Source organism: Brooklawnia cerclae, from assembly GCF_011758645.1.
Lineage (GTDB): Bacteria > Actinomycetota > Actinomycetes > Propionibacteriales > Propionibacteriaceae > Brooklawnia > Brooklawnia cerclae.
Genome location: NZ_JAAMOZ010000001.1, coordinates 2701430 through 2724973 on the forward strand (window position 1 = coordinate 2701430; position 23544 = coordinate 2724973).

20 protein-coding genes and 1 tRNA gene are annotated in these 23544 nt (G+C 67.7%); 5 read left to right on the forward strand and 16 right to left on the reverse strand.

All coding sequences use genetic code 11. From position 1 onward, the window contains the following. The first annotated feature begins 51 nt into the window (after positions 1 to 51). Positions 52 to 681: a ClpP family protease gene (locus FB473_RS12470; RefSeq protein ID WP_167168231.1), complete on the forward strand. Its 630-nt coding sequence runs from the start codon at positions 52 to 54 to the stop codon at positions 679 to 681. Beyond that, entirely contained in the window at positions 678 to 1271 is a 594-nt protein-coding gene (locus FB473_RS12475; RefSeq protein WP_167168234.1) for a ClpP family protease, read from the forward strand. The genes FB473_RS12470 and FB473_RS12475 overlap by 4 nt, the downstream gene beginning before the upstream one ends. Here the strand turns inward: FB473_RS12475 and FB473_RS12480 are convergent. The 4 genes from FB473_RS12480 to FB473_RS12495 form a co-directional block, all read right to left on the reverse strand. Further along, the gene (locus tag FB473_RS12480; protein WP_341770116.1) at positions 1268 to 1642 is read right to left on the reverse strand and encodes a helix-turn-helix domain-containing protein; all 375 of its coding nucleotides are present in this window, start codon (positions 1640 to 1642) and stop codon (positions 1268 to 1270) included. The genes FB473_RS12475 and FB473_RS12480 overlap by 4 nt on opposite strands. A gap of 112 nt (positions 1643 to 1754) precedes the next feature. After that, positions 1755 to 3542, reverse strand: coding sequence for a DEAD/DEAH box helicase (locus FB473_RS12485; RefSeq protein WP_167168240.1), 1788 nt, complete (start codon positions 3540 to 3542; stop codon positions 1755 to 1757). A gap of 163 nt (positions 3543 to 3705) precedes the next feature. Continuing rightward, on the reverse strand, positions 3706 to 5007 hold the full coding sequence (locus tag FB473_RS12490) for a glycosyltransferase family protein (RefSeq protein WP_167168242.1): 1302 nt from the start codon (positions 5005 to 5007) through the stop codon (positions 3706 to 3708). Further along, the gene (locus FB473_RS12495) at positions 5001 to 6116 is read right to left on the reverse strand and encodes a glycosyltransferase (RefSeq protein ID WP_167168245.1); all 1116 of its coding nucleotides are present in this window, start codon (positions 6114 to 6116) and stop codon (positions 5001 to 5003) included. The genes FB473_RS12490 and FB473_RS12495 overlap by 7 nt, the downstream gene beginning before the upstream one ends. A gap of 48 nt (positions 6117 to 6164) precedes the next feature. On the opposite strand from FB473_RS12495, the gene FB473_RS12500 reads away from it, so the two are divergent. Then, a complete protein-coding gene (locus FB473_RS12500; RefSeq protein WP_167168248.1) occupies positions 6165 to 7376 on the forward strand; it encodes an alpha/beta fold hydrolase in 1212 nt (403 codons plus the stop codon). Between the two features lie 64 nt (positions 7377 to 7440). Here FB473_RS12500 and FB473_RS12505 read toward each other — a convergent pair. The 12 genes from FB473_RS12505 to glmU all read right to left on the reverse strand — a co-directional run bounded on the left by FB473_RS12505 (position 7441) and on the right by glmU (position 20590). Then, positions 7441 to 7514, reverse strand: a tRNA-Leu gene (locus FB473_RS12505). 33 nt (positions 7515 to 7547) lie between these two features. Further along, positions 7548 to 8492 carry a Ppx/GppA phosphatase family protein gene (locus FB473_RS12510; RefSeq protein ID WP_376837231.1) on the reverse strand — a complete coding sequence of 315 codons (945 nt, stop codon included), beginning with the start codon at positions 8490 to 8492 and terminating at the stop codon, positions 7548 to 7550. Further along, positions 8485 to 9027, reverse strand: a complete 543-nt coding sequence (locus tag FB473_RS12515; RefSeq protein WP_167168254.1) for a DUF501 domain-containing protein — start codon at positions 9025 to 9027, stop codon at positions 8485 to 8487. The genes FB473_RS12510 and FB473_RS12515 overlap by 8 nt, the downstream gene beginning before the upstream one ends. Before the next feature lie 23 nt (positions 9028 to 9050). Beyond that, a complete protein-coding gene (locus tag FB473_RS12520; RefSeq protein ID WP_167168256.1) occupies positions 9051 to 9740 on the reverse strand; it encodes an FtsB family cell division protein in 690 nt (229 codons plus the stop codon). Positions 9741 to 9880: 140 nt separating this feature from the next. Next, on the reverse strand, positions 9881 to 11173 hold the full coding sequence (eno, locus tag FB473_RS12525; RefSeq protein ID WP_167168259.1) for a phosphopyruvate hydratase: 1293 nt from the start codon (positions 11171 to 11173) through the stop codon (positions 9881 to 9883). Between the two features lie 113 nt (positions 11174 to 11286). Beyond that, positions 11287 to 11976, reverse strand: coding sequence for a nucleoside triphosphate pyrophosphohydrolase (locus FB473_RS12530; protein WP_167169597.1), 690 nt, complete (start codon positions 11974 to 11976; stop codon positions 11287 to 11289). Beyond that, entirely contained in the window at positions 11973 to 12488 is a 516-nt protein-coding gene (locus FB473_RS12535; RefSeq protein ID WP_167168262.1) for a hypothetical protein, read from the reverse strand. Before FB473_RS12535 ends, FB473_RS12530 begins: the two co-directional genes overlap by 4 nt. A gap of 71 nt (positions 12489 to 12559) precedes the next feature. Next, positions 12560 to 16183, reverse strand: a complete 3624-nt coding sequence (mfd, locus tag FB473_RS12540) for a transcription-repair coupling factor (protein ID WP_167168265.1) — start codon at positions 16181 to 16183, stop codon at positions 12560 to 12562. Between the two features lie 530 nt (positions 16184 to 16713). Then, a complete protein-coding gene (gene pth, locus FB473_RS12545) occupies positions 16714 to 17307 on the reverse strand; it encodes an aminoacyl-tRNA hydrolase (protein WP_167168268.1) in 594 nt (197 codons plus the stop codon). A gap of 37 nt (positions 17308 to 17344) precedes the next feature. Beyond that, positions 17345 to 17974: a 50S ribosomal protein L25/general stress protein Ctc gene (locus FB473_RS12550; protein ID WP_167168271.1), complete on the reverse strand. Its 630-nt coding sequence runs from the start codon at positions 17972 to 17974 to the stop codon at positions 17345 to 17347. A 208-nt stretch (positions 17975 to 18182) separates the two neighbouring features. After that, entirely contained in the window at positions 18183 to 19166 is a 984-nt protein-coding gene (locus FB473_RS12555; RefSeq protein WP_167168274.1) for a ribose-phosphate diphosphokinase, read from the reverse strand. Continuing rightward, on the reverse strand, positions 19163 to 20590 hold the full coding sequence (gene glmU, locus FB473_RS12560; protein WP_208390783.1) for a bifunctional UDP-N-acetylglucosamine diphosphorylase/glucosamine-1-phosphate N-acetyltransferase GlmU: 1428 nt from the start codon (positions 20588 to 20590) through the stop codon (positions 19163 to 19165). The genes FB473_RS12555 and glmU overlap by 4 nt, the downstream gene beginning before the upstream one ends. A 569-nt stretch (positions 20591 to 21159) precedes the next feature. Here glmU and FB473_RS12565 point away from each other — a divergent pair. Both FB473_RS12565 and FB473_RS12570 read left to right on the forward strand, forming a co-directional pair. Beyond that, on the forward strand, positions 21160 to 22773 hold the full coding sequence (locus FB473_RS12565; RefSeq protein ID WP_341770117.1) for an FTR1 family iron permease: 1614 nt from the start codon (positions 21160 to 21162) through the stop codon (positions 22771 to 22773). Positions 22774 to 22786: 13 nt separating this feature from the next. Beyond that, the gene (locus FB473_RS12570; RefSeq protein ID WP_167168280.1) at positions 22787 to 23419 is read left to right on the forward strand and encodes an iron transporter; all 633 of its coding nucleotides are present in this window, start codon (positions 22787 to 22789) and stop codon (positions 23417 to 23419) included. Positions 23420 to 23544: the final 125 nt, after the last annotated feature.

The following is a 23544-nucleotide window of genomic DNA, read 5'->3' on the forward strand; positions in this document are numbered from 1 at the left end:
CCCACAGCAGATGATGCCCGTCGAGGGCCACGTCCCGTGCACTGTTGAGGCATGGCCGATTCACCGAACCAACCACTGTTCAACGACAAGGTACGACGGGAGTTCTACGAACGCCGGGTGCTCGTCCTCGACGGGCCGCTCGACGACGACAACGGGACGCTGCTCGCGACGCAGTTGATCGCACTGTCGAGTGACGATCCCGCATCCGAGATCGCGCTGTGGATACATTCGCCCGGCGGGTCGGTTCCCGCGATGCTCGCGATCCGCGACCTCATGCACACGATCCCCAACGACGTGTCGACACTCGTGCTGGGCATCGCCTGCAGCGCGGCCCAGTTCCTCCTCTCCGCGGGCACCCACGGGAAGCGCAAGGCTTTGCCCCATTCCCGGGTGCTCATGCACCAAGGCTCCGCGGGAATCGGCGGCACAGCTGTCGACATCGAGCTGCAGGCGGACGACCTGCGTCACACCCGCGACACCGTCCTGCGGCTGATCGCCGAGGACACCGGGCAGCCCGTCGAGCGGGTCTTCGAGGACTCCCTCCACGACCACTGGTACACCGCCGAAGAGGCCCGCGACTACGGCTTCGTCGATGCGGTCGTCGACTCGTTCGACCAGATCCGCCCGTCGCGACGCCTGGTCGCCGGGTTCGGCAACACACGAGAGGCGGTCGGCCGATGAGCACCTACACCATTCCGAACGTGATCGCCCAGCATCGCGGCGGCGAACGGATCATGGACGTCTATTCGCACCTGCTGACCGAACGTATCGTCTATCTCGGCACGGCCGTCGACGCCGGAGTGGCCAATGCCCTGATCGCGCAACTCCTCTACCTGGAGTCCAACGACCCCGATCGTGACATCCAGCTGTACATAAACTGCGATGGCGGTGATCCCAGCGCGATGCTCGCGATCTACGACACCATGAGGTTCGTCCAGCCCCAGGTGGCCACCACGTGCGTCGGGCAGGCGGTCGCTGTCGGCGCGGTTCTGCTGGCCGCCGGAGCGGAGGGCAAACGCGCGGCGTTGCCGCACGCACGCATCGTCCTGCATCAGCCCGCAGCCCAGGGACAAGGCCCCATTCCGGATCTGATCCTCCAGGCGGACGAGGTGGTGCGCATCCGGTCGGACATCGAGGCCGCGCTCTCGGAGCACACCGGACGCAGCATCGAGACGCTGCGGGCCGACACCGACCACGATCGGGTGTTCACCGCCGCATCCGCCCGCGACTACGGTCTCATCGACCAGGTGATCGAACAGCGATCGCTCTAGGCCGCCAGGGCGAGGCCGACGAAGCAGGCGGGCCCAGTGACGGACCGAGCCCCACTGATCGTGAGTGTGTCGGCGACCGCGAGCGTCAGGTCGAGCAAGGTGAGGCCCAAAGCGCCGGTCACAGCCGCGATGACCTCGCTGGACGGCTCCTTCAGGCCCCGCTCGATCTCCGACAGGTACTGCGGGGAGACCCCGGCTCGGTCGGCGACGTCGTCGAGGGTCTCGCCCCGCTCGCGGCGGGTGCCGCGCAGCTGATCACCCACGAGTCTGCGCCACAGGGGCTCGGGCGGGGTGGCGTCGGCCGGTTTGCTGATGGGCACCGTGGTACCGGGGCTCGCGGGCCCGACCACCGCCAAGGATCTCTCTGCCACGCCCCGATCGTAGGACGCCATCACGGCACCGCGCCCGGAGTTCTGCCATCAGCAGACGACCGGCCCCGAACAACGATTCCGCCGCGCTGACGAAACCGCCGCGCGGTCGCCATCACCCCTTGCGACGAGGCTTCCGGTAGGGACGCTCACCTCTGGACGCCTCGAACGGCCGAGCCGTGTCCGACACACGGGGACCACGGGCTCCCCGCTTCGGATCCTTGCGATGGTTCGGCAGGCCGCGATCGGGCTTGATCTCGATCGGGTGGCCCGAGATCCGCGTGTGGCGGAGCCGATCGAGCACCGTCTGGTCGAGATCGGCCGGCAACTCGACGATGGAGAAATCGGGGCGGATGGTGATCGCGCCGAAATCGTCGCGCACCAGGCCGCCCTCGTTGGCCAGCGCGCCGATGATCTGCCCGGGTTGCACGCGATGGCGGCGTCCGACCTCGATGCGGTAGGGAGCGAAGTCGCCGCGGGCGCGGGACTTCCGCGGCCGGTCGTCCGCGCGCGGCCCGCGCCCCGCGTCCGCCGAATGAGCGAGCGGGTCGTTCCCCGGGTCGAGCAGAAGCGGCGTCTCACCTTGTGCGACGACCGCGAGCGCGGCCGCGACGTCGGCCTCCGGCACGTCGTGATGGCGGACGTAGTGGGCGATGATGTCGCGGAACGCCTCGATCCGCGATGTCTCGGTGAGCGCGCTGGTGATCGCGTCGTCGAAGCGGGCCAGGCGTGTGCTGTTCACGTCCTCGATGGTGGGTAGCTGCATCTGTTCGGGCTGTTGGCACGTGGCACGCTCGATGTGCTTGAGCATGTAGCGCTCGCGCGGAGTGATCAGGCTGATCGCATCCCCGGTGCGGCCGGCGCGCCCCGTGCGCCCGATTCGGTGCACATATGACTCGGTGTCGGTCGGGATGTCGAAGTTGATGACATGGCTGATCCGATCGACGTCAAGGCCGCGGGCGGCGACGTCGGTGGCGACGAGGACATCCAGTTCGCCGTCCTTGAGCTGACCGATGGTTCGTTCCCGCATGGGCTGTGCCACGTCGCCGTTGATCGCCGCCGCGGAGTACCCGCGAGCACGCAGCTTCTCCGCGATGGCCTCGGTCTCGTTCTTCGTGCGGACGAAGACGATGACGCCCTCGAACGGCTCGACCTCAAGGATGCGGGTGAGCGCGTCGACCTTCTGCGGATGGGCGACGACCAGGTAGCGCTGCCTGATGTTCGTAGCGGTCGTCGTCCTCGACGTGATCATGACCTCTTGCGGGTCGTGCAGATACTGCTGCGCGAGCCTGCGGATCTGGGTCGGCATCGTCGCCGAGAACAGCGCGGTCTGCTTGTCGGGTGGCGTCTGGGCGAGAATCTGCTCGACGTCCTCGACGAATCCCATCGCGAGCATCTCGTCGGCCTCGTCGAGCACGAGGTGCTTCAGCCCGGAAAGATCGAGCGTGCCTTTCGCGAGGTGGTCCAGGATGCGCCCCGGCGTCCCGACGACCACGTGGACGCCGCGCCGCAACGCCGACAACTGGACGCCGTAACCCTGTCCCCCGTACACCGGCAGCACGTGGACGCCGCGCATCTGTGCCGCGTACGACTCGAACGCCTCGCACACCTGGAGCGCGAGTTCACGAGTGGGGGCCAGGACGAGTGCCTGCGGGCTCTTCTGGTCGATGTCGAGGTGTTCGAGGATGGGCAGTGCGAACGCCGCGGTCTTCCCGGTGCCGGTTTGTGCCGTGCCGACGACATCGCGTCCGCCCAGCAGTACCGGGATCGTCGCCACCTGGATCGGGGAGGGGGTCTCGTAGCCGAGATCGCGGATCGCCGCGAGCACGGGGCCGGTCACGCCGAGCTCGGCGAAGGCGGGTATCTCGGTGGCTGTGGATGTGGTGTCTTCTTCTGATGGCACTGCCCAACCGTAGCGCCCGGACGCGCAAGCCGCGTAGCTCCGTGTCAGCTTCGTCCACGCGGGCCGCCTGACTTCACGCGGACGCTGTCGCTTCCCGCGGGCTCCACAGCACCCGCGCGAGGCCACGGCACCCGCGGGAACGCGGATCCCACCGTCGCCGCCGCTACGCGAAGAGCCGCCGGTAATCCGCCGGGGTCGACAGCGGGCCGTGCTGCCTGTGCAGTTCGTCGAGGGCCCTCGTCCTGCCCTGCGGGCTCGCGACCACAGCGGACAGGTACGCCTTCAGCTCGTCGGTCGTCGAGAACGTCCGGGAGTGATCCGGGGCTTTCGCGTACGCAGTGGGCGCCAGGACGACGAGGTTGAGGTAGTACGCGGCCTTCACGACGTCGAGGACATGGGCGCCGGCGTTGATGTCGAGGTATATCGACGCCTTGTCCAGCTCCTCGCGGATCCGCTTGTGGTTGATGGCGGGGCTCAGCGTCAGGTTCGCGTACTTCCGCGCTGAGTCGTGCAGTTTCTCGCTCATCAGTGTCAGGGCCGCGACCGAGAACGTCACGTCCGGGAACGCTTCGAGCAGTTCCACGAGTCCTGGGATCTCGTCGGTGTTGGTCAGTGTGAAGGTGCGCCTGGGGTCATAGCCGTGCTTGTCGGCGAACTGGCCGAGGTGCGAGAGGTAGGTGATGTCCAGGGCGGTGTGGGGATATCGCGCCGCGACCTTCCGCTGTAGCCGTTCGTCGAAGAAGACGACGCGCCCCAGGGCCCTGGGCCGCTCCAGCTCCATTGCCATGTTGCCCGGCACATCACCCGGCATCGCCTCCTGCCAGAACAGGGTGACGTCGGGCTCCGCCGCGCGTTTGCGCATCACGAACAACGGGTACGACAGGGAGTTGATCAGGACGCGGTCGTCCGCGAGCTGCTGGTCGTCGAGGAAATGCGAGACGAAGTCCGTCAGCGTCTGGAAGGTCAGCAGGCCGTGCCGCGACCGCATCGTGACGACCCGGGAGACATGGTTGACCTCGATCTCCCACTCCCCCGGCCCCCGGTAGACGGTTTGGTAGGCGACGCCGCTGCTGTAATACGTCGTGGAGTAGTGGTTGCCGTACCGGTCGTAATGATCCGTGTGACCGAGCGTCTGGTCCGGCAGGAGCCAGTCGACGCTCTCCACCTGACGGAACGAGTTCGCCTCGTAGTTGATCCGGCCGATCACGTATCCGTCGCGGCGTATCTCACCGTAGATGTTCCGTCCCTGCCGGATCTCACACCACGCGGGGACGGGCACCTCGTCGAAGAACAGGGGATCGCCCTTGCGCTCGATCCCCGTGTACGTCACGAAAGGGCACAGCGCCGCGTCCGGCAGGTCGCCGTCGTACTGGATGACGACCGGCGTGATGGCCACGTCCGCCGCAGCCAGCGACCGCATGAGCTCCTCCGTGGCGTCGTCGAAAGTGTTGAACAGCGCTAGCACGTCTCCCCCTCGCGGAGGAGACGTTCCCAGAGCTTCCCGACGTTCGCGGCGGTGTACGCTCCGGCCTTGCGCAGGCTCTGGTTCCGCATGTCGTCGAGCGATTCCGAGGTCAGCACCTCGACGACGGCGTCGGCCATCCGGACGACATCGCGGTCGCTGGACGTCCAGGGCACAAGGCGGCCGTTGACGCCCGACTCGACCATCTCCCTGTTCCCGTAGTCGACGTCGAATCCGACGATCGGCAGGCCCTCTGCCATCGCCTCGAGCAGAGACAACCCGAAGCCCTCGGACGTGGAGGCCGACACGTACAGTCCGTACGAGCCCAGCACCCCGTTCAGCTTCTGATGCCCCATGAGTCGCACGTAGTCCTGGGCCTGCGTCTCCCGGATGACGGCGAGCAGGCGATCACGGGCCCCTTCGCCATAGATGTCGAGGCGAAGCCCGGGCAGTGCCTTGCGGGCCGCGCTGATCGCGCGGATCAGGATGTCGATGTGCTTCTCGTCCGCCAGGCGGCTCGCGGTGACGACGGCGAGGGGATCGTACTGCTCGTGCGCCGCGGGTTCGGTGACGAATCCGACCGGGATGCACTCCACGGTGAAGTCGCCGACCGGGAATCGCGAGGCGAGCTGACCCTCCAGGACTTCTCTCTGTCGGTGAGTCGAGACCACAAAACCGTCGACCATGTCCGGACGGGTGAACACGTTCTCGTAGTGGTTGTTCCAGAGGAGGACGCTGTCCTCGATCTGTTTGAGGTCGAAGTGTTCCGCGTGCACGATCGAGTAGATGCGACGGTTCCCGATCACCGGATAGATGCCGTCGATCACGTCCAGTGCCCTGTCCACGATCACCACATCGTCCGGCCGGCTGAGAAGGTGTTCGAAGACGAACCGGAAGAACTGTGACCGGCCATCGAGCACGACGTCACCTCGGAACGAGCTGGAGCGCCGACGGCCCTGCCTGACCGCACGGTCGTAGAGCGGCGATGCCGGCGTGATCAGCGTCCGGGTGATCTCGCGATCCCGGTGGTCGCGGTGTTCTTCGGGCTGCGGACGATCGCGTTCGGCGTCTCGTTGCTCTGGCGTGGAATCCGGATGCTCGCTACCCGTCATCAGCCGATCCAAGCCGCCCAGGCTCGGCGGGATGGCCGAGGCGCTGACGTGGTTCGTTGGGTCACGGCCGTGGTCGTGCTCGGTCTCGCCGCCGGGGCAAGTGTCGTCAGCCACGAGTTGCGCAGCGGCGAGCCGGTGCTCGACGCGTTCTATGCAACGCCTTCAGATCTTCCGGATGAGCCGGGTCAGCTGCTGCGATCCTCGGCGTGGCCCGGTACGGCGCCGGACGGAGCGACCGTGACACGCATCCTCTACACCACCACCGACTCCAATGGCGCCCCCGCGGTTGCGAGTGCGATCGTGGTCCTTCCTGACCAACCCCAGGCCACTCCGCGGACCGTGATCGCGTGGGACCACGGCACCACGGGCGTCGCACGGTCGTGTGCGCCGAGCCTGATGACCGACATGTTCCAGATTCAGGGGATTCCTGCGGTCGATGCGGCCATTGCGAACGGTTGGGCGATCGTCGCCACCGACTACACCGGCCAAGGCACTGAGGGTGACTTCCCTTACCTCATCGGCGAGGGCGAAGGACGCTCGGCACTCGACGCGGTGCGTGCCGCCCAGCAGCTCCAGGGGGCGAACCTCTCCGCGGACACCGTGATCTGGGGGCACTCGCAGGGCGGCCATGCCGCGCTATGGACGGCGAAGCTCGCCCCGACCTACGCGCCGGAACTCAACATCCTGGGCGTCGCCGCTCTCTCACCGGCCGCAGATCCATGGGCGCTCGCGAACGTCATCCAGGAGAAAGGGGTGCAGGGAGCGCTCGGCGTGATCGTGTCCTGGGTCCTCGTCCCGTACAGCCAGACGTACTCGGACGTGCGGGTCACCGACTACGTCGCGCCGGCCGGCCGAGGACTCGTCTACGAGTACGCCTCCCGGTGCGTGAAGAACACGAGCCTCCTGGTCTCGGTGCTCAGCTCGATGGCACTGTCCCAGGACCAGCCCCTCTACGTGTCCAGCCTCATCGACGACGCAGCCGGGCGACGCCTGCGCGAGAACGAGGCCACCGGGCCGTTCGACGTCCCGGTATTCGTCGCATGGGGTTCCGCTGACGAGGTCATCCCCGCGTCCCTGCAGCACGACTATGTCGCCGAGCTCTGTTCATCCGGCCAGGCGCTCGAGTACCAGGAGTATCCCGGATATACCCACATGGGAGTCCTCGACGAAGTCTCCGGGCTTCCCCATGACCTCGTCGCGTGGACGCAGGACCGCATCGACGGGACACCGGCCGTCGACAACTGCTCGGGCCATGCCTAGGGGCACTACTGCCCTGAGCAGCACTCCCAACTAACCGCTGCGGTAGACGAACCGCAGATCGTTGTACCCCCGACGGGACTCGAACCCGTACTGGAGCGGGTTTAAGCCGCCTGCCTCTACCCATTGGGCTACGGGGGCGCGACCACACGCGGTCGCCGTATCGCAAACAACTCAGCCGGGCAACACCTGTCCCTTCCCATCCCGCAGCATCGACAGCGCGATCCCGTCCAGGATGTCCGACTCGCTGGCCTGCAGTTCGACCCCGACGCGTTCGACCACCTCCGCGACCACCAATGCCCCGGCGCACAATACCTTCGCCCGTTCCGGTTGCACCGGCCCGAGGGCGATCACCTCGTCCACCGACATCGCCAGCAGCCGCTCGGCAAGCGCGACGACCTCGTCCACGCTCATGGACGAACCATGCACCAGCGATCTGTCATAGCTTGTCAAACCCAGGTTAAGAGCGGCCATCGTCGTCACCGTTCCCGCGACTCCGACGAATGTCGTGATGCCCCCGAGGTCGACACCGAGCCCGTCCAGCAGCCGTCCGACTTCGGCGCGGGCCTCGGCGATCTGGCCCGGCTCCGGAGGATCGGACAGCAGATATCGCTCCCGTATCCGCCGCGAGCCGACATCGAGGCTCTCCGCCCCATCGATCACGCCGGACGCGCTGCCCCGCACCAGCTCGGTCGAACCGCCGCCCGAATCCATGACGAGCACCGGTTCACCGTCGATCCGCGCACCTGCCAGCGCCCCGGTGAACGAGAGCGCGGCCTCCTCGTCCCCGCTGATCAGTTCGGGGACGACGCCCAGCCGCCGCGCCACCCCGTCGAAGAACTCGTCCCGGTTCGAGGCGTCACGGGACGCCGACGTCGCCACGAACCTCGCCCGCCTCGCCCCGAGCCGCCGCAGAACAGGGACGTACTCGTCGACCGCGGCCCAGGCCCGCTGAACCGCCTCGTCGCTGAACCGTCTCGTGGCGTCGACACCCTGGCCGAGCCCGACGAAACGCAACTGCCGATCGAGTTCGACCAGCCGCCCGTCGGCGTCCTGCTCGACGACCAGCAACCGCAGCGTGTTGGTGCCCGCGTCCAGGGCAGCCACGACCTCACCCACGAGATCCCTCCTGATCGTCATCCCCATCCGTGGGCGAGCACGGCCCGTGCCAGAACTCCCCCATCATCGCGAGTGCCTCGTCCCCGATCGGGTTGGCTCCGGGCCCGGCCGCCAACGCGTGACCAACCAGCGCGTGCAGGCACTTCACCCGCGCGGGCATCCCACCCGCGCTGAAGCCGGCGATCTCCGGCACCTCGTCCCCGGGATCGGCCAGTTCCGCGCGATCGACCAGGTAGGCCTCGTGAGCCGCCCGGTAGCGCTCCGCCAACCCGGGGTCGTGCACGATTCGCTCGGTCATCTCGGCCATGATCCCGGACGCCTCCAGCCGCGAACACACCGCGACCGCGCGTGGGCACGTGAGGTAGTAGGTGGTCGGGAACGGGCTGCCGTTGGGCAATCGCGGACGGGTCGCCAAAACCCCCGGCCGCCCGCACGGGCAGCGCCATGCGACTCCGGCGACGCCGCGGACGGGACGCCCCAGCTGCGCCTCAGCGATGACGCGGTCGTCGTCGGTGAACGGTTGGAGTCGCGGCATGGGGTCTATTCTCCCACGTCGCATCAGGGTCCCTCGGTGGACGAGTCGTCCGGCGACGCATCCGACGAGGCTGAGGCTGCCGTGTCGGGCCCGACAGGCTGGTTGGCCTGCTCGTCCGCTTCCTCGTCGGCGGTCGGGTCGTCCGCGGTGCGAACGCTGGCCCACATCGTCTCCCACCAGGTGGCCGCGTGCTCGCCCTCGGGCAGCTGCCCCGACCCGATCTCCTGCCCACCCGCATACGGCTCGCCGTCCGCGCCGACCACACGGAACCCTGTCTCGCCGGGCAGCACCCACCCCAGGCGTTCACGAGCCTGGATCTTGACGTATTCGGGATCGTTCCAGCGCTGGATCTCCTCCTCGAGGGAGGTGATGCTCTGCTCATGCTCGGCGATCTGCTGGCGCGCCTCGGCGATGCGGTGCTGCTGATCGAAGTAGACGCGCAACGTCGTCGCGTAGCTCACGAGCAGCAACACCATGACGACGAGCAGAATCAAGGCACGCTGGGTGAATCTCAGGCCGCGGCGCAGGGGCGCGATGGTGCTACCACCCGGATCGGGGGCCTGCCCGGCGGTGAGCTTCGCGGCCCCCTTCGTCCGGGACTGCCCGGCACGACCCGCCGGACGCGAGGCCGTACGCGCGCTGGGGGTGTCGGTTCCCCGGGCGCCCGGCCTGCTCGCACGCCGTCCACCATGGGACGAGTCCCTCGCCGCCATGCCACCCCCTCACACTTCCCCGTCCGCCCGCACACCCTGGAACCGAAGAAGCCGCCCCGCCGCGATACGCGACAGGGGCGGCCTCGATCGGCTTGACGCCGGGCGCGACCGGTTGATCACCGGTCACATCGTACGGCGATTCAGCTCCACTTCTCGGTGTCGAAACGGGGGAACGCCGAAGCGCCCGCGTACACGGCCGACTCGTCCAGCTCCTCCTCGATACGGATCAGCTGGTTGTACTTCGCGACGCGCTCGCCACGAGCCGGGGCTCCCGACTTGATCTGGCCACAGCCCAGGGCCACGGCGAGATCGGCGATCGTGGTGTCCTCGGTCTCGCCGGAACGGTGGCTCATCATCGTCCGGTAACCGCTGCGGTGGGCCAGGCTGACGGCGTCGATGGTCTCGGTGAGCGAACCGATCTGGTTCACCTTCACCAGCAGGGCGTTGGCCGAGTCGGCGTCGATACCACGCTGCAGACGGGTCACGTTGGTGACGAAGAAGTCGTCGCCGACGAGCTGCACCTTGTCACCGATGCGCTCGGTGATGACGGCCCAGCCTTCCCAGTCCTCCTCGTTCAACGGATCCTCGATGGAGACCAGCGGGTAGTCGGCCACGAGCTTCTCGTAGTACTCGATCATCTCGGCGGACGACTTCGCGCTGCCCTCGAAGGTGTACTTGTCGTCGGCGAAGAACTCGCTGGCGGCTACGTCGAGCGCGAGGGCGACGTCCTTGCCGGGCACGTAGCCGGCGGCCTTGATGGCCTCCTCGATGAGATCGAGGGCCTCACGGTTCGACTCGAGGTTGGGGGCGAAACCACCCTCGTCGCCCAGACCTGTGGCCAGGCCCTTGCTCTTGAGCACCTTCTTGAGCGACTGGTACACCTCGGAGCCGACGCGCAGAGCCTCGGCGAAGCTCTCGGCGCCGATCGGAGCGATCATGAACTCCTGGATGTCGACGTTGGAGTCGGCGTGCGCGCCACCGTTGAGGATGTTCATCATCGGGACGGGCAGGATGTTGGCGGTCGGGCCGCCCAAGTACTTGTACAGCGGCAGTTCGGCCGACTCCGCGGCCGCCCTGGCGACGGCGAGCGAGACGCCCAGGATGGCGTTGGCGCCGAGCTTGCCCTTGTTGTCGGTGCCGTCGAGGGCGATCATCGCCTCGTCCAGGCCACGCTGGTCGTTGGCATCCCAGCCGACGACCTCCTTGTAGATGGCCTCGTTGACATTCTCGACCGCCTGCTGAACGCCCTTGCCGCCGAAGCGGTTCGGGTCTCCGTCGCGCAGCTCGACGGCCTCGAAGGCGCCGGTGGACGCACCCGAGGGGACGCCAGCCTGACCGTACGAGCCGTCATCCAGGACTGCCTCGACCTCAACGGTGGGGTTGCCGCGCGAATCCAGGATCTCGCGAGCCTCGATGTACTCGATAAGTGCCACGGGTGTTCGTCCTTTCTTCGGACCTGTGGATCTGATTCTTCGGAAGTAACTCTAACGGCCCGGTGCCCTTCCAACGCACGGGGCGGACAACCATGGGCGCGCGACCGCGTCCCTCAGTTCTTACCCTGCTCCCCGGAATCCGGGCCGGTCTCGACGCGTCGCACATCGTCCTCGAACCGTCGCAAAGCGTCGCGCGTCGCCTGGTCGGCATCGATCCCGCTCGCCTGGGCACGCTGCACCAGGACGAGGATCTGCTCGCCCACCTCGTCGGCGCCGATCGGCTCGTCCACCAGTTCGACGGGCAGATGAACATCGCGGACGCGTGCAATCACCTTCGCCGCACGCGAGAGCGCCGCCAGCGTCGAGGGAATGCCGTCGAGGGCGCTCGTGCGCTGCTTCTCGGCGCGCTTGGCCGCCTCCCAGGCGCCCATCATGTCATCGGGGTCGTCGGTGCCCGCGAAAACCCACGGGTGGCGGCGCACCAGCTTGTCGCCGATGCCGCGCGCGACGTCGTCCAGAGCGAACCGGCCCTGCTGCTCGGCGATCTCGGCCTGCAGGTACACCTGCAGCAGCAGATCGCCCAGTTCCTCGCACAGATCGGCGTCGGGGATGTCGGAGTCGTCGGAGCCCGCCTCGATCGCCTCGACGACCTCGGCGGCCTCCTCGATCAGATGCTTGGTGAGGCTGCGGTGCGTCTGTTCCGCATCCCAGGGGCACTCCCGCCGGATGCGACGGACGATCTGCCGCAGACGTGCGAGCTGGTCGTCACCCGGCCGGGTCTCCTCGCCCGCGGCGCCGGTCAGGACGCGACCTCAGACAGCGAACCCGAGCCGGACGGACCGAGCTGGTTCCAGTCCCATGTCCCGTAGCGGGGGTTGAGCACGATGTCCTGCGACTCCAGGTACTCCGACACGTCGGCGGTGCCCATCGACTGGACGAGCAGGTCGTGACGGGCGACGTCGAGCAGCGCCTGGGAGCACCGCGAGTCGGACATCAGGTAGCTGCGGCCGGCGGAGTCGATGTACGAGGTCAACGTCTCGTCGCTGAAGTCGTTGCCCGTCCGGATCGCCTCCTGCTTGGCCATCTCGCCGACGACGGCCCACGAGACCATCCCGGCGCGCAGATCGTTCGCCGACTGGCTGGTGGCCTGGGGCTCCGCCGCCAATGCGGCCGAGCACCCCTCCGCGTATTCGGTGACCAGAGAGTCGGGGATCGACACCCCGTTGACCACGGCAGCCGTTCCGCCCGACGGCGTGCACCCGGACAACAGCACGACACCCACCAGCGGAACCGCCCAACGGTGGACCTTCTTCATTCCAGACCTCGTACTTCCTGTTGCAGTGCCCGATCCCCCAGCGTCCTGTTCGCCGACGAACGGTTGTGAGTCTACTGTCCCGGCCCCGTCGAGGACGCGCCCGCTCCCGCCAACGCTGACGGGGACGCGAACACCGCCCCGACCAGCTCGGTCGCCCAGTCGAGCAGCGGGTTGCCCTCCACCGGGGTGACCGGCACGCCCGATGCCCTGGGCCTGGGGACCAACGCCACATTGGTCGCCTGCTTGATCAACGTCCCCGGATGCAGGCGGTTGAGCCTGAGCATGCGTGACTCCGGCAGGTCGACGGTCTCGCCCGAGGGGAGGACGCGCCCGTTCACCGGCCCGAACCGGATGAAGTTGCCCTGGCCGACCACCTCGGTCAGCCCGGCATCGCGGCAGGCCAACCGGAACCGGGCGACGCGCAGCAGCGCCTCGGTGGGCTCGGGAACCGGCCCGTACCGGTCGAGAAGCTCGGCGCGAATCGCCTCGACGTCGTCTGGACCGCGCACCTCGGCAAGCCGCCGGTACATCTCCAGGCGCAGGCGTTCCGATTCGACATAGTCGGTGGGCAGGTGCGCGTCCACCGGCAACTCGATGCGCATCTCGGGCGCCTCGTCGGACGCAGCCTCGCCGCGGAACTCCCCGACCGCCTCTCCGACCATGCGGATGTACAGGTCGAAACCGACGTCGGCGATGTGGCCCGACTGCTCGTCCCCCAGCAGGTTGCCGGCGCCTCGGATCTCCAGGTCCTTCATCGCGATCGCCATGCCCGCGCCGAGGTCGTTGTTCGTCGCCAGAGCGGTCAGCCGGTCGTGGGCGGTCTCGGTGAGGGGCTTGTCGGCCGGGTACAGGAAGTAGGCGTACCCGCGCTCGCGTCCTCGTCCCACACGGCCGCGCAGCTGATGCAGCTGCGACAGGCCCATCTGGTCGGCGCGGTCGACGATCAGGGTGTTCGCCGTCGAGATGTCGAGGCCCGCCTCGACGATGGTCGTGCAGACGAGCACATCTGCCCGCCGCTCCCAGAAATCGACCATCACCTGCTCGAGCGAGCGCTCCCCCATCTGCCCGTGAGCGGTCAGGACCCGGGCCTCGGGCACAGCGTCCCGGATACGCGCAGCGATGCGCTCGATGTCGGTCACCCTGTTGTGGACGAAGAACACCTGCCCCTCGCGGGCGAGCTCGCGGCGGATCGCCGCGGTCACCTGGCCCTCGTCGTACGGCCCGGCGAACGTGAGCACGGGGTGACGTTCCTCGGGAGGGGTCGCGATCGTCGACATCTCGCGGATGCCGGTGATCGCCATCTCCAGCGTCCTGGGGATCGGGGTCGCGCTCATCGAGAGCACGTCGACGTTCACCCGCAGCTTCTTCAGCGCCTCCTTGTGCTCGACGCCGAAGCGCTGCTCCTCGTCCACGACGACCAGCCCGAGGTCGTGGAACTTCACCTTGTCGGAGAACAACCGGTGGGTGCCGATGACCACGTCGACCCGCCCGGACGCCAGCCCGTCGAGAGTGGTCTTTATCTCCTTGTCGGTCTGGAACCGGCTCATGGACGCGACCGTCACCGGGAAACCCGCGTACCGGTCGGCGAAGGTCTGGGTGTGCTGCTGGACGAGCAGCGTCGTCGGCACGAGCACCGCGACCTGCTTGGCGTCCTGGACGGCCTTGAAGGCCGCGCGCACGGCGATCTCGGTCTTGCCGTAGCCGACGTCGCCACAGACCAGCCGGTCCATCGGGACGACCTGTTCCATGTCGTGTTTGACCTCGTTGATCACCGACAGCTGATCGGGGGTCTCGGTATAGGCGAACGCGTCCTCCAGCTCGCGCTGCCACGGCGTGTCGGGCGCGAACGCGTGCCCGCGGGTGGCCTGCCGGGCCGCGTAGAGCTTGATGAGCTCGGCGGCCACCTCGCGCACCGCCTTGCGGGCCCGCGACTTGCGCTGCTTCCAGTCGGAGCCGCCCAGCCGATCGAGCTGCGGCGCCTCACCACCGACGTACCGCGAGATCTCGTCGAGCTGGTCCATCGGCACGTACAGCCGGTCGCGCGGCTGCCCGCGCTTCGACGGCGCGTACTCGACGACCAGGTACTCGCGGGTGGCTCCGGCCACGGTGCGCGTCGCCATCTCGACATATCGTCCGACGCCGTGCTGCTGGTGGACGAGCGGATCGCCCGGTTTGAGCTCGAGCGGGACGATCTGGTTGCGCCTCCGCGCAGGCATCTTGCGGCCGGTGCGCTCCGGGGTGGCTCCTGTGATGTCGCTAGCGGTGTGGACGACCAGGTCGATGGCCGGGGCGCGGAAGCCGTGGGTCAGCGCGCTGCGGACGATGGTGACCACGGGATTCCCCCGCGGCGGCACGGGGGCGTCCCCCTCGGCCGAGCGGGACGCGATGTCGTGTTCGCCCAGCAGTTCGCCCATGCGGGACGCGGGCCCCGCCCCTTCGACGCTCAGCACCACCCGTGTGCCGGTGGCCACGTCGGCGCGGATCTGATCGATGAAGCCCGACACGTCGCCGTGCCAGCTCGGGGTGTCGAGCAGATCGAGCCGCCGCGATGGAACGCCTGCGATAGACGCGTCGGTCTCGGGTTCGGTGGTGTCATCGGGGGCCACGGAGAAGGGCGATGCCAGCCACCACCCGAGCCCGCGTCCGATCGCGGCCCGCCGCACGTCGGCGAGAGTGCGATAGGCGGTGGCCCCGAGGTCGATGGGGGCGCGTCCGCCCGATGCCGCCGCCGCCCACCCGGCGTGCAGGAACTCCTGACTGGTACGGACGAGGTCCTCGGCGCGCGTCCGGACGAGTTCGGGATCGCTCACCAGCACCAGGGTGTCGTCCGGCATGACGTCGACGAGCAGCTCGAGCTCGTCCACGAGGGCGGGAATCAGAGCCTCCATGCCCTCGGCGGCCTGTCCCTGCGCCACCTTCTCGAGCAACTCGGCCAGCTCGGGATGGTCGTCGACGAGTGCTGCGGCACGCTCGCGCACGTCGTCGGTGATGAGCAACTCGCGGCAGGGCGCGGCGACCGCCTCGGGCACCGTGACATCGGTGGACCGCTGATCGGCCACGTGAAAATAGGTGATGGAGTCGATCTCGTCGCCGAAGAAGTCCACCCGCACGGGATGTTCCTCGGTGGGCGGGAAGACGTCGACGATGCCGCCGCGAACCGCGAACTCACCGCGCCGCTCCACGAGATCGACTCGCTGATAGGCCGCCGCGACGAAGTCGCCGGCGAGCCGGTCGAGGGGGTACTCGTCCCCTGTGCGCAACCGGACGGGCCGGAGCTCGGCAAGCCCCTTGACCTGCGGCTGGAGCATCGATCGCACCGGGGCCACCACCACCGACGGGGCGGGAAGCTCGTCGGTGCCCGCGACGCGGCGCAGCACCGCGAGCCGTCGTCCGACGGTGTCGGAACGCGGGCTGAGACGCTCGTGCGGCAAGGTCTCCCAGGCCGGGTAGTACGCGACCTCGCCGGGTGCCAGGAGCGACTCCAGCTGGACGGTCAGCTGTTCGGCCTCACGGAAGGTGGAGGTGACGACGAGCAGCGGACGGCCGGAGGCGACGCTGAGCGCGGCCATGAGGGCGGGGCGCGCAGCCGGGGCGCTGACAAGATCGAGGGATGGGACTTTGGCCCGGGCCTCGGCGATTGCCCCACTGATGCCGGGATCCTCGGCGAGTGCCTGCGTCAGACCGGACAAGCTCACTGCACCAGACTAGTGCCCCGGGAAAACCGCCATTGACCTCCACCACGCCCGGGAGCCTCGAGACGCTCGTTGAGCCCGTCGAGACGCTCGTTGAGCTTGTCGAAACGAGCCCACGTCCTTTCGACAAGCTCAAGGACCAACCCCAAACGCTCGTTGAGCCCGTCGAAACGAACCCCACGCCCTCCCGACAAACTCAAGGACCAACCCCAAACGCTCGTTGAGCCTGTCGAAACGAACCCCACATCCTCCCGACAAACTCAAGGACCAACCCCAAACGCTCGTTGAGCCTGTCGAAACGAACCCCACGCCCTCCCGACAAACTCAAGGACCAACCCCAAACGCTCGTTGAGCCCGTCGAAACGAACCCCACGCCCTCCCGACAAACTCAAGGACCAACCCCAAACGCTCGTTGAGCCCGTCGAAACGAACCCCACGCCCTCCCGACAAACTCAAGGACCAACCCCAAACGCTCGTTGAGCCTGTCGAAACGAACCCCACATCCTTTCGACGAACTCAAGGGCCGACACCAATCAACTGTTGAACCGGTTCTGGGCAGACGCGAGCCCTTCGGTGACCAGTGCCTCGCATGCGTCCGCGGCCCGGCCGATCTCGACGGCGAGGTCCTCGCGCATCGCGCCGGGGAAAGTACCGAGCACGTAGTCGACCGGATCCTGACGACCGGGTGGGCGTCCGATGCCGATACGCACCCGGAAATAGTCACCGGTGTGCAGATGGGCGCGAATCGACTTGAGCCCGTTGTGCCCGTTGTCGCCGCCTCCCTGCTTCAGCCGCAACTGGCCGAAGTCGAGGTCGAGTTCATCGTGGACGACGACGATGTGGTCGGGTGCCACCTTGTGGAAGGACGCCAGCTTGCCCACGGCCACGCCCGACTCGTTCATGTAGGTGCGCGGTTTGGCGATCACCAGTTTGTCGCCCGGCGGAATGCCGAGCCCGGTCACCGAGATGACGGTCTCGGCGACACCGGCCCGCATGCCACGGGCGGACGAAAAGCTCGCCCGTGCACGCCGGGCGAGCTCGTCCGCGGTCATGAAGCCGACGTTGTGCCGGGTCCACTCGTACTCCGGGCCGGGATTACCCAGCCCGACGAGCAGCCACGTGCTCACACCGCGGCCCTCACGTCCGTGGGAGAAGGCGAAAGCCTCACTCCTCTTCCTTCACCTCGTCCTCGGCACCGGCCTCGGCGGCCTCCGGCTCCTCGGCCTCGGTGGAAGCCTCAAGGTCCTCGGCGGCGGTGGCCGGGCTGACCACGAGCACCAGCGACTCCGGATCGTCGTGCAGCTCCACGCCCTCAGGGAGCTTGACGTCGGCGGCGAACACCTGGGTGCCCACGGGAAGACCTTCGACCGAGATCTCGATGTCGGCCGGGATGTTCGTGGCCTCGGCGGTGATGTGCAGCTCGTTGCGCTCCTGGTTGACCACGGTGTCCTCGACCAGCTCGCCGACGACCACAATGGGCACCGGCACGGTGACCTTCTCGCCGCGCTTGACGATCAGCAGGTCGACGTGCTCGATCTCGCCGCGCACGGGGTGACGCTGCACCTGCTTCGGCAGGGCCAGCTGCTCTTCGCCGCCGGGCATGTCGAGGCTCAGCAGCGCGTTCGCCTGACGCAGCGCCAGCATGGTCTCGTGACCGGGCAGGGTGATGTGGATGGGGTCGGAACCGTGTCCGTACAGCACGGCCGGAATCTTGTGCTGGCGCCGGATGCGGCGAGCAGCGCCCTTGCCGAACTCGTCACGGGCCTCGGCGTTCAGTTTGATGGTGTCTGCCATCGATTTCTCCTCAACTTCGTCTTCTCACAGGCTCACACAGCTCGGCGAAGGAGGGACGCGGCTCACGTGATCGCACACGCCGCACAGCAGTCGATCAGAACCAGTCGATCACGGACCACTACCGCCGGCCCCTCGCCAAGCAACCCCCCAATACTAGCCGCCCCGCATTGGGGACGCGAAATCCCTCGCACCCCCGAACGAGGAACGATCAGGCGGGCGGAGTGCCGTTGAACAGACTGGTGACCGAGCCGTCCTCGAAGATCTCGTGGATAGCCTGCGCCAGCAGCGGGGCGATCGACAGCACCGTCATCTTCGGGACGTCGACCCCCTCGCGAATGGGCAGGGTGTTGGTGAAGATGACCTCCTCGAAGGGGGTCTCGTTGAGCCGCTCGGCCGCCGGGTCCGACAGCACCGCATGCGTCGCCGCGCAGAGCACCTTCTCGGCTCCGTGCGCCAGGAGCGCGTTGGCCGCCTGGCAGATCGTCCCCGCGGTGTCGACCATGTCGTCCACCAGCAGACAGGTACGTCCCCGCACGTCGCCGACCACCTCGTGCACCGCCACCTGGTTGGCGACGGTCGGGTCGTGACGCTTGTGGATGATGGCCAGCGGGGCATGGAGCCGGTCGCACCACTGGTCAGCGAGCCGGACGCGCCCGGCGTCCGGGCTGACGATCGTCATCTTCGTCACGTCGTACTTGGCGGCGACGTAGTCGGCGAGGACGGGCAGCGCGGTCAGATGGTCGAGGGGCCCGTCGAAGAAGCCCTGGATCTGGGCGGTGTGCAGGTCGACGCTCATTATCCGGTCGGCGCCGGCCGTCCGGTAGAGATCGGCGATCAACCGTGCCGAGATCGGTTCACGGCCGAGATGCTTCTTGTCCTGGCGCGCGTAGGGGTAGAAGGGTGCGACGACGGTGATGTGCCTCGCGGACGCACGCTTGAGCGCGTCCACCATGATGAGCTGCTCCATCAGCCACTCGTTCACCGGCGAGGGATGCGACTGGATGACGAACGCGTCGCTGCCGCGGACGGACTCCTCGAAGCGCACGTAGATCTCGGAGTTGGCGTAGGTGACCAGGCGGCTGGGGGTCATCTCGACTCCCATCAGCTCACCCACCTCCTCACCCAGCTTCGGGTTCGCACGCCCCGTGAAGAGCATCAGGTGCTTGTCGGTGGGACGCTTGACCCCGCTCACTGGTGATCCTCCTGCTCCCGCGCGAGCTTCTCGCGCGCTTGTTCCACGGCCTGATGGACCTGACCCGACGACTCGGCGGCCGACTGAGCGGCTTTGCTGCCGGGACGCCGCTTGGCCACCCACCCGTCCGAGATGTGCTGGCGCCCACGCGCCACCGCCAGCGCCCCGGGCGGCACGTCGTCCACGACGGCCGATCCGGCTGCGACGAAGGCGCCGTCGGCGACGTCGACCGGAGCGACGAGCACCGAGTTCGAGCCGATGAACACGTTGTCGCCGAGGTGCGTGGGCGACTTGTGCTTGCCGTCGTAGTTGGCGAAGATCGTGCCGGCGCCGACGTTGACACCCTCGCCGATCCACGCGTCCCCGCAGTAGGTCAGGTGGGGCACCTTGCTGCCGTCGCCGATGTGCGCGTTCTTGGCCTCGACGAACGTACCGATCTTGCCCCTGGCGCCGAGCACGGTGCCGGGACGCAGCCGCGCGAACGGCCCGACCTCGGCGTCCTCGCCGATGATGCTCAGCTCACCGTGGGTGCGGATCACGTGGGCGTTCTCCCCCACCTCGCAATCGCGCAGCGTGGTGTCGGGGCCGATCACCGCGCCTGTCGCGACCGACGTCGCTCCCAGGAGTTGGGTGTTGGGCAGGATCGTGACGTCGGCGGACAGATCGGCCTCGGCCTCGATCCAGGTGGTGGACGGGTCGGCGATCGTCACTCCCTCGCGCATCCAGTGCTCCAGGAGGCGGCGGTTGACCTCGGCGCTGACCGCCGCCAACTGCACGCGGTCGTTGACGCCCTCGGTCTGCCAGGCGTCGTCGGTGCGTACCGCGCCCACGCGGCCGCCGTGCGCCCGCGCGTAGCCGAGCACGTCGGTCAGGTACAACTCGCTCTGCGCGTTGTCGGGTTGCAGGGACGACAAGCCCTCGCGCAGCACCCGCGCGTCGAACACATAGATGCCGGAGTTGATCTCGGCGATCGCCCGCTCGGCCTCGGTGGCATCCCGATGCTCCACGATGCGCGCCACCTCGCCACCCTCGCGGACGATGCGTCCGTACCCCGTGGGGTCCGGGACGACGGCGGTCAGCACGGTGCAGGCGTTGCCGTCGGCGACGTGCTGGTCGACGAGCAGCGACAGGGTCTCGCCGCTCAGCAGGGGGACGTCGCCGTAGGTGACCGCGACGACACCGTCGAGATCACCGAGCGCCGCCAGACCGCAGGCGACCGCTCCGCCCGTACCGTTGCGAACCGGCTGCTCGGCGATGATCGCTTGAGGGGCCGACTCGGCCAGATGGGCCTCGACCTGCTCACGCAGGTGCCCGACGACCACCACGAGACGCTCGGGCTGCAGTGCCCTGGCCGCGTCGAGCGCATAGCTGAGCATGGGGCGTCCGGCGATCGTGTGGAGCAGCTTCGACAGCCGGGACTTCATCCGGGTGCCGCCGCCTGCGGCCAGCACGATGACGGCCGCGACCGGCGCGCGCGTGGGAGTGTCGTTCACCAGGGATTCTCCTTCGCCACTTCGCTCCACAGGCCCAAAGCAAGCCCGTGCCGCTGGCGCCGACCCACGGTTTCGCCACACAGCTTCTCGCCATCCGGCCCGGGTCGGTATCGTACCGCGTCAGCGGGGTTTTGAGCACAGCCCACAGGGTTTACCTCCGCCCCGTTCCCGCCATCCGTGGCCAGTTCTGCCGTCAGCCACTCACCAACCCTAGGCGGGACGCGCCCACCGCGCCACCCGATACGGACCATCGCTGCCCTCGGACTACGGCTGGGGGAGCCGATCGGGCGTCCCGCCACATCGCGTGTAGATCGTTATCAAATCGAGATGTAGGCCCTCAGGGTGCCGATACGCGCACCAAACCCCCGAAAAAAGCCCTCCGCGGGACCATCATCCCTAGTCAACGCAATATGTCCCAAAAAGACAGGGGTGCCGTTCCCGACGAAGTTAGCTAAGGCTAACCTGACTGAGTCAATGTGCCAGCTACCAAGGAAGGCGACGTGAACACTGTAACGACAGTGCAGCATCGGCCATCGTCCCCGTGGACACGGGTGCTCGTGATGGTGTTCTGTCTGGTAACGCTCCTTTCGATGCTGAGCGCGCCCGCGCATGCCGACGAGAAGGACTGGGACGCGATCGCCGACCAGGTGGTCGCCTCGATCGAGCAGATCCCCGGCCAGTACCGGAGCAGCGACCAAGAGGGTGTCGAACACTCGATCCGGCAGGCCTACTACGAGATCTACCAGGTCAGCGGGCTCGAGGCGCAGATCAGCCATCGCCTGGGGGACGACCGCAGCGACGCCTTCGTCGACCAGCTGTTGTCGGTGCGCGATCTGACCCGGGAGGAGGCCGCGCCGGCCGACGTCGACACCGCGGTCACCACGACGATCCAGATGCTGCGTGACGACGTCACGGACCTGAAGAACACCCCGGAGCTGAACGACCAGTGGACGCGCGTGGCGACCCGCATCGTCGAGAAGCTCGAGACCGCCAAGACCTCCTTCGCCCAAGGCGACCAGGACGCGGCAGCGAATGCGGCCAAGGACGCCTACCTGGGGCACTACGAGGCCGACGGCCTCGAGAAGGCCACCATCTCCTACATCGGGCAGGCCCGGGTCAGCGAACTGGAGAGCATGTTCACCCAGCTCCGGCAGGCCGCGCGGGACGGCTCCCTGTCGAACGACGAGTACGAGCAGTTGGCCGACACACTCGCGGACGCGATCACGCAGGACGCCACGGAACTCGACCAGCTGACCTCGGGCGCAGAACTGGGGTGGAGTGGCTTCTTCGCCTCCTTCCTGGTGCTGCTGCGCGAGGGCACCGAGGCTCTTCTGGTGGTCGCCGCCGTGGTCGCCTACGCCATGAGAGCCGGGCGGCGCGACCAGCTGACGGGCATCATCGTCGGCGTCATCGCCGCGCTCGCGGTCTCGATCGGGTTGGCCGTCCTGTTCAGCAAGCTGACCAGTTCGGCGGCCACCGGCCTGAGCCAGGAGCTGCTCGAAGGCGTCACCGGCACGCTGGCCGTACTCATGCTGATCTGGGTGTCGAACTGGATCTTGTCCAAGTCGAGCGGCAACAAGTGGCAGGAGTACATTGAGAAGAGCGCGGGTAAAGGCGTCGCCAAGGGGGGCGTCTTCGCGTTGGCCTCGGTGGCCTTCCTCGCCGTGCTGCGCGAGGGGGCGGAGACGATCCTGTTCTTCTCCCCGATCCTGGCCGCGGCCAAGACCGGCGGAGACCACGCCAAGATCTGGATGGGAACCGGCGCCGCCGTCGTCCTGCTGGTCGTCATGTTCATGCTCGTCTGGGTGTTCGGCGTCCGGCTGCCGATGAAGCAGTTCTTCAAGTGGACGTCGGTGCTGCTCGGGCTGCTGGCCGTCACGATCACCGGCGGGGCCATCACGGAGTTCCAGGACGCGACCGTCGTCGGCGCCCACGCGGTCGACTCGGTTCCCCAGATCACCTGGCTGGGTCTCTATCCCACGGTCGAAACCCTTGTCGGACAGCTGTTCGTCATCGTCATCCTAGTGGTCCTTGGTGTTCTCCAATACCGGAAGGCCAAGGCAGAAAGACAGCAGGCACCTACCGAAAGCGCTGCTGCCAACGCAGAACAATGAAAGGAAACCGAAGGTGAAAAACAAGCCTCTCGCCTTGATCGCTGCGCTCGCCCTGGCGTTGTCGCTGGGCGCCTGCTCGAGCGACTCAGACAGCTCCGGCGATGCCACCGGCACCACCGACGCCACGGCCAGCAGCACGACCGAGGAGACCAAGGACACCGCCGGCATCAACGAGCTCCCCGTCGGCGACTCGGGCCCCCAGACCAACGACGCGCTCACCATCGACGTCGTCTACTTCCAGGCGATCGACCTGGAGATGGGCTCCATGGCGATGCCGCCGGCGTCGCAGTCGGACATGCACTTCGAGGTCGATGTGGCCACCAACGAGAAGGCCACCGAATGGGGTTACGAGGCCGACCAGTTCATGCCCTACCTCACGGTCAACGCGGTCGCCACGAACACCGACACCGGTGAAGAGGTCGACCTCGGCACGATGATGCCGATGATCGCCTCCGACGGCCCGCACTACGGCAACAACATCTCGCTCGACCCCGGCAACTACGACGTGGTGATCACCGTCGCCTCCCCGGCCGACGACTTCATGCTGCACACCGGCAAGGACTCCTCGGGCGTCACCGGTCGTTTCTGGACCGAGCCGCTCAAGTTCGAGTTCGACAACTGGCAGTGGGACGGCCAGCTCATCTGACGGCTCAGGAAACCTGCTGAACTGCGGTGGCCGAGCCCCTCGACGGGCTCGGCCACCGGCGGCACACACATTCAGCAGTTCTCCCGCGAGCCGGCAGACCCGCACTGATCCATAGCCGAAGGTAG

What these genes read in the sequence shown, in the direction of transcription:
- FB473_RS12550 (WP_167168271.1), bottom strand. Translation starts at nt 17,974, where the DNA reads ATGGCAGACACCATCAAACTGAACGCCGAGGCCCGTGACGAGTTCGGC.
- FB473_RS12535 (WP_167168262.1), bottom strand. Translation starts at nt 12,488, where the DNA reads ATGAAGAAGGTCCACCGTTGGGCGGTTCCGCTGGTGGGTGTCGTGCTG.
- FB473_RS12470 (WP_167168231.1), top strand. Translation starts at nt 52, where the DNA reads ATGGCCGATTCACCGAACCAACCACTGTTCAACGACAAGGTACGACGG.
- FB473_RS12520 (WP_167168256.1), bottom strand. Translation starts at nt 9,740, where the DNA reads ATGGCGGCGAGGGACTCGTCCCATGGTGGACGGCGTGCGAGCAGGCCG.
- FB473_RS12495 (WP_167168245.1), bottom strand. Translation starts at nt 6,116, where the DNA reads ATGACGGGTAGCGAGCATCCGGATTCCACGCCAGAGCAACGAGACGCC.
- FB473_RS12475 (WP_167168234.1), top strand. Translation starts at nt 678, where the DNA reads ATGAGCACCTACACCATTCCGAACGTGATCGCCCAGCATCGCGGCGGC.
- FB473_RS12515 (WP_167168254.1), bottom strand. Translation starts at nt 9,027, where the DNA reads ATGCCGCGACTCCAACCGTTCACCGACGACGACCGCGTCATCGCTGAG.
- glmU (WP_208390783.1), bottom strand. Translation starts at nt 20,590, where the DNA reads ATGAAGTCCCGGCTGTCGAAGCTGCTCCACACGATCGCCGGACGCCCC.